Genomic DNA, 4,062 nt, shown 5'->3' with positions numbered 1-4,062 from the left:
GGGAGGGCATCATGACTTCGTATTTCGAGTTTGAAACCATTCCGTGGAGCGGCGACTTGGCGGCGCAAGAGACCAAGTTCGGCGCCGGAGAAACCGAATGGGAGTCCGAATACTCCCCCCGCCGGCCGCCACCTATGGGGCAGCCATCACGGCCGGCACGACTGCCGCGGCCGGCTTCGACGCAGCCGCGCTGGAAGATTCGCCGGCGCATTCGGACGGCGTTTCCTGTCATCCGCTGGAGTGGCTGGGCACCCAACGAGGAGCCGGCCGCCGAGCCCGCCCTCTGTGCCCACTGTTCGGGCCAGGGACAGCAGGCGTTCGATGACGCGCCGGATGCAATGGAGCCGGCCGGCTCGGATGAACTCTTCGAGTTCGAGGCGGAATCCCAAGGGGATTTCGGATCGGGAGACGGAGCAGGCCGAACCGTCTACACGCAGTCCCCGCGGGGCAAGCGGCTTATTCGAGGGCCAGTGGCGCTTCGAAGAGAGCTGGACAGCGAGATCGGGTTCGATTCACCATCTCGCGCGCCCAGACCGGTACGTGCCAGTTTCGTGAGCTGTGACCCGCCCGGTGCGGCCGTATTGGCTGTTACCGGTCCGGATCCGGTTGGACGGATTACACGCGCCAATGCGCGGGCGATCGAAATGCTGGATAGTGCGATCAATCAGCTGCAAACCGCGCGTAGCAGCATTCGTGGCGGCGCGGCGCCCGCCGCCCCGGTTGTTTCAGACGCAGTAAGGCAGGCGTTGCAGCGCCGGTTCCGCTTGAATAGCGGCGATCGGAATATCTGGACCCAAAGCGGTAGCCGCACCGTTCTCACCCTGATCCGCCGGCTGCGCGGCGCCCGGCAAATCCTGGCCGACGGCTGGATGAAATATACGTGCTTGGGGCCTGCGACCGTCACCCTCAAGAGTGCCGACGGGAGAACCTGCACGGGCCCAGGCTGTGTGGATCGAGTCGTCGCATGCAGCTGCGGGGGATTCTCCAGGATCATATTGTGCAAGCCGTTCTGGAGGGACGACGACAACAACGTTCAAGGTCTGGACTTTCAAGCCTCAACTCTTCTGCACGAAGCCGTTCATATCTATTTTGAATTCATCCACGACACCGGCAACGCCGCGAACGCCCATTGCTATGAGCAATTCGTGCTCGACTTGAACGGACTTGCAGTTCCAGCGAATTTTGCCCGCTCCTGTCCGCTCTGATGTGACGAAGTGCGTTCTGGTGGCCGCCATGATCATCGACTGCCATTGCCATGCGGGAAAGGGGGACGGGCTGACCGGTCCGTGGGATACCGCGGCGCCGCTGGAAAAATATCTGCGCTGGGCCGCTGAGGCCGGCATTGGCCGCACCGCCATCTTCGCCGCATTTCACTCCGACTACGCCGTGGCAAACCGGGAAGTCGCCCGCATCGTCGCCGGCCGGCCCAACCGTTTCTACGGATTGGCCTTCGTTCACGCAATCCGCGACCGCGGCCGCGTCGGCGAATTGGTGAAAGTCGCGGTCGAGCAATATGGATTCGTCGGCATCAAGGTGCACCGCTACGACGCGCGGCTGTCGCGCGAGATCTGCGAGGTCGCGCGCGCCTTTTCGATTCCCGTCCTCTACGATCCGATCGGCGAAGTCTCGATCGTGGAGCTGGTCGCCACCGAATATCCGGATGTGTCCTTCATCATCCCGCACATGGGAAGCTTCTCCGACGACTGGCGGGCGCAGCACAGCCTGATCGACTATCTGGTGCGCCACCCCAATATCTACACCGACACCTCGGGCGTTCGCCGCTTCGAACTGCTCGAGCAGGCAGTGCAGCGGGCCGGCGCGCGAAAAATCCTGTTCGGCTCCGACGGGCCATGGCTGCATCCTGGCGTGGAGCTGGAAAAAATTCGCCTGCTCGGTCTGTCGCCGGCGGACCAGCAACTCGTCCTCGGCGGCAATTTTCTGCGGCTGATCTCGAAGCGGCGCAAACGACCGCTGGCGCTGCCGAAAGTCGAATCAGAACTGCCGCCGTTGACAACGCAATACCGGGACCCTTGGCACGCGCATCATTTCGAAGCCTGATCAATCGCCGCCATTGTGCTGGCGCCGCGCCGCACGGCGCATTTGCAGGGCGCGATCGGTTACCCCGAGCCTGCGCGCGGCTCCGCGCAAATTACCGTTTTCCTCCTGCATGGCGATGCGGGTCGCGGTGTCGGCTGCGGTTTGGCTGATTTCCCGCAAGCCCACGCCCAACGAAAGCGCCTCGGCGATTGCGCGTTCAAATTCGGGGGCACGCCAGGTCCCTTTCGCGGGCGCGCCGGGTGGATGCTCGTCGTCGGGCAGATCGCCGACCGTGATCGGTCCCGGGCCAACATGCCGGCTGCTGACGCGTGCGATCAGTTGACGCAGGTCCCGAACGTTGCCGGGGTAACGACGGTTGAGCAGGTATTCGCGAACCGGCCCGTCGAAATCGGCCACCGAGATTTCGGGCTGGAAGATCTGGAGGAAATGGCGCGCCAGAGGCAGGATATCCTCGCGTCTTTCCTGTAGCGGCGGGACGCGAAAGATCCAGCCGCCGATCCGGTGATAAAGGTCGTGGCGGAAATGGCCGTTCTTGATGCTCTCAAGCAGATTCCGGTTGGTCGCGGAAACAAGCCGGAACTGACTGCGCTGCCAGACATTGCTGCCGACGCGTTTATAGGTGCCTTCCTGCACGACGCGCAGCAATTGCGCCTGCAAGGCAAGGGGTAATTCGCCGACTTCATCGAGAAACAACGTCCCGCCGTGCGCCGCCGCGAACGCGCCGTCACGCGCCCCGACCGCGCCGGTGAATGCGCCGCGCTCGTGGCCGAAAAATTCGCTGCCGGACAATTCAGGGGCGATCGTGGTGCAGTCGACGATTACAAGTTCATTGCCGGACGCGCGCGGATCGAGCTCGTGGACAAGCCGCGCGACCAATTCCTTGCCGGTGCCGCTTTCCCCGATCAGAAGCACTGCGGCGTTGGTGAAGCGCGCCACCTCGACAATTTGTCGCAGCACCGATCGCCAGGCCGGGCTTCTGCCGATGAGGTTCCGATGAACGGCCGGCGATTGCAGCAGCTCATCCACAGCGCGCCACCGGTCGAACCGCGCCTTGACCTTCTCGGCCATTTCGGATGCCGACGACCAGAGAAAAACGTCCGACGCGCCCACGAGCAGCAGGCGCCAGGCCTGCTCACTGTCGAGTTGCGCACCAGCGACCGGGACAGCCAACACGCGCTTCTCCCGATTGCAGCTGACCTCGCGAACAAATTCGTACAAATCGTCGTCAATGCTGGAAAAGCAGATAATTCCTTCATCCGACGGCGCGTTGATGTCCAAGGATCGAGTGACGATTCCATTGCTGGACAAGCTGTCAACTATGGCTTGCCGAGCAGCAAGGTCCTTCGACCCGCAGAAATGAATCCAAGGCTCCTGATGCATGAGCCTCCCCCCGCATGACCACGCAGCGCGACTTCACTTACCGCCCCTGTCAACGGGGGCGCTTAACGGAGCTTTTTTTCGCGGGACGTGATGCTGAGCACGGATGGTTGTAAAATAAAAAAATTAATGAGCGCGAGTGCTACAACCCTAATTAGCATTCCGATTTTACGCAAGTTTTTCACGCTACCTGTCGGTACCGACCGCTGTCAATAACGATAAGGCTCAATCTAACAGCGGACATACGCTGGAGACGTGCGACAAATTGGTCCGCATGGCCGTGTGCAAACAGCATTTGTCGAATTCGGCGAACGAATTGGCGCGCCGGGCAGTACCGAGCATCGCTGCATCGCGTGCTCCGGCATTCGCGCGATACCGGCCTCTGCCTGCCGCTGAGAGCGTCAGGCGCTGCGGGGGGCCGATGCCACTGAGATCGGCGACGCGGACGTCGTCGTATTGACGATATCGGCGCCGCGGCAGAACGAGCCATCATGATTTTCGGCGCGGCCGCGGACTGCGGCGGCAACCCGTGGCACGCGTGGATCTGCGTCAGCCGTGATGCACAGCACAATAATCTCATCGGGCGGAATCTGAGTATCGTGACAAATAGTCAGATCCTGGCCTGAA

The 4,062-nt window shown here is 62.1% G+C and carries 3 protein-coding genes; 2 read left to right on the top strand and 1 reads right to left on the bottom strand.

Translation table 11 applies throughout. The features are described 5' to 3' along the window. On the top strand, nucleotides 1-1,205 hold a 1,205-nt coding region (locus QOH60_RS28760), incomplete at its 5' end, for a hypothetical protein (RefSeq protein WP_526425297.1). Nucleotides 1,206-1,233: 28 nt separating this feature from the next. Next, nucleotides 1,234-2,058: an amidohydrolase family protein gene (locus QOH60_RS28755; protein ID WP_526425298.1), complete on the top strand. Its 825-nt coding sequence runs from the start codon at nucleotides 1,234-1,236 to the stop codon at nucleotides 2,056-2,058. Here the strand turns inward: QOH60_RS28755 and QOH60_RS28750 are convergent, their stop codons facing one another. Continuing rightward, nucleotides 2,059-3,336 (bottom strand): sigma-54-dependent transcriptional regulator, encoded by a 1,278-nt coding sequence (locus QOH60_RS28750; RefSeq protein ID WP_526425296.1) that lies wholly within the window; start codon nucleotides 3,334-3,336, stop codon nucleotides 2,059-2,061. Nucleotides 3,337-4,062: the final 726 nt, after the last annotated feature.

Origin of the sequence: Mycobacterium sp. (assembly GCF_032159765.1) — a bacterium.
Taxonomy (GTDB): domain Bacteria; phylum Actinomycetota; class Actinomycetes; order Mycobacteriales; family Mycobacteriaceae; genus Mycobacterium.
This window is presented reverse-complemented; position numbering and strand designations above follow the sequence as displayed.

Bases quoted from the DNA above. Each gene is read 5' to 3' on its own strand.
- QOH60_RS28755 (WP_526425298.1), top strand. From the start codon at position 1,234: ATGATCATCGACTGCCATTGCCATGCGGGAAAGGGGGACGGGCTGACC.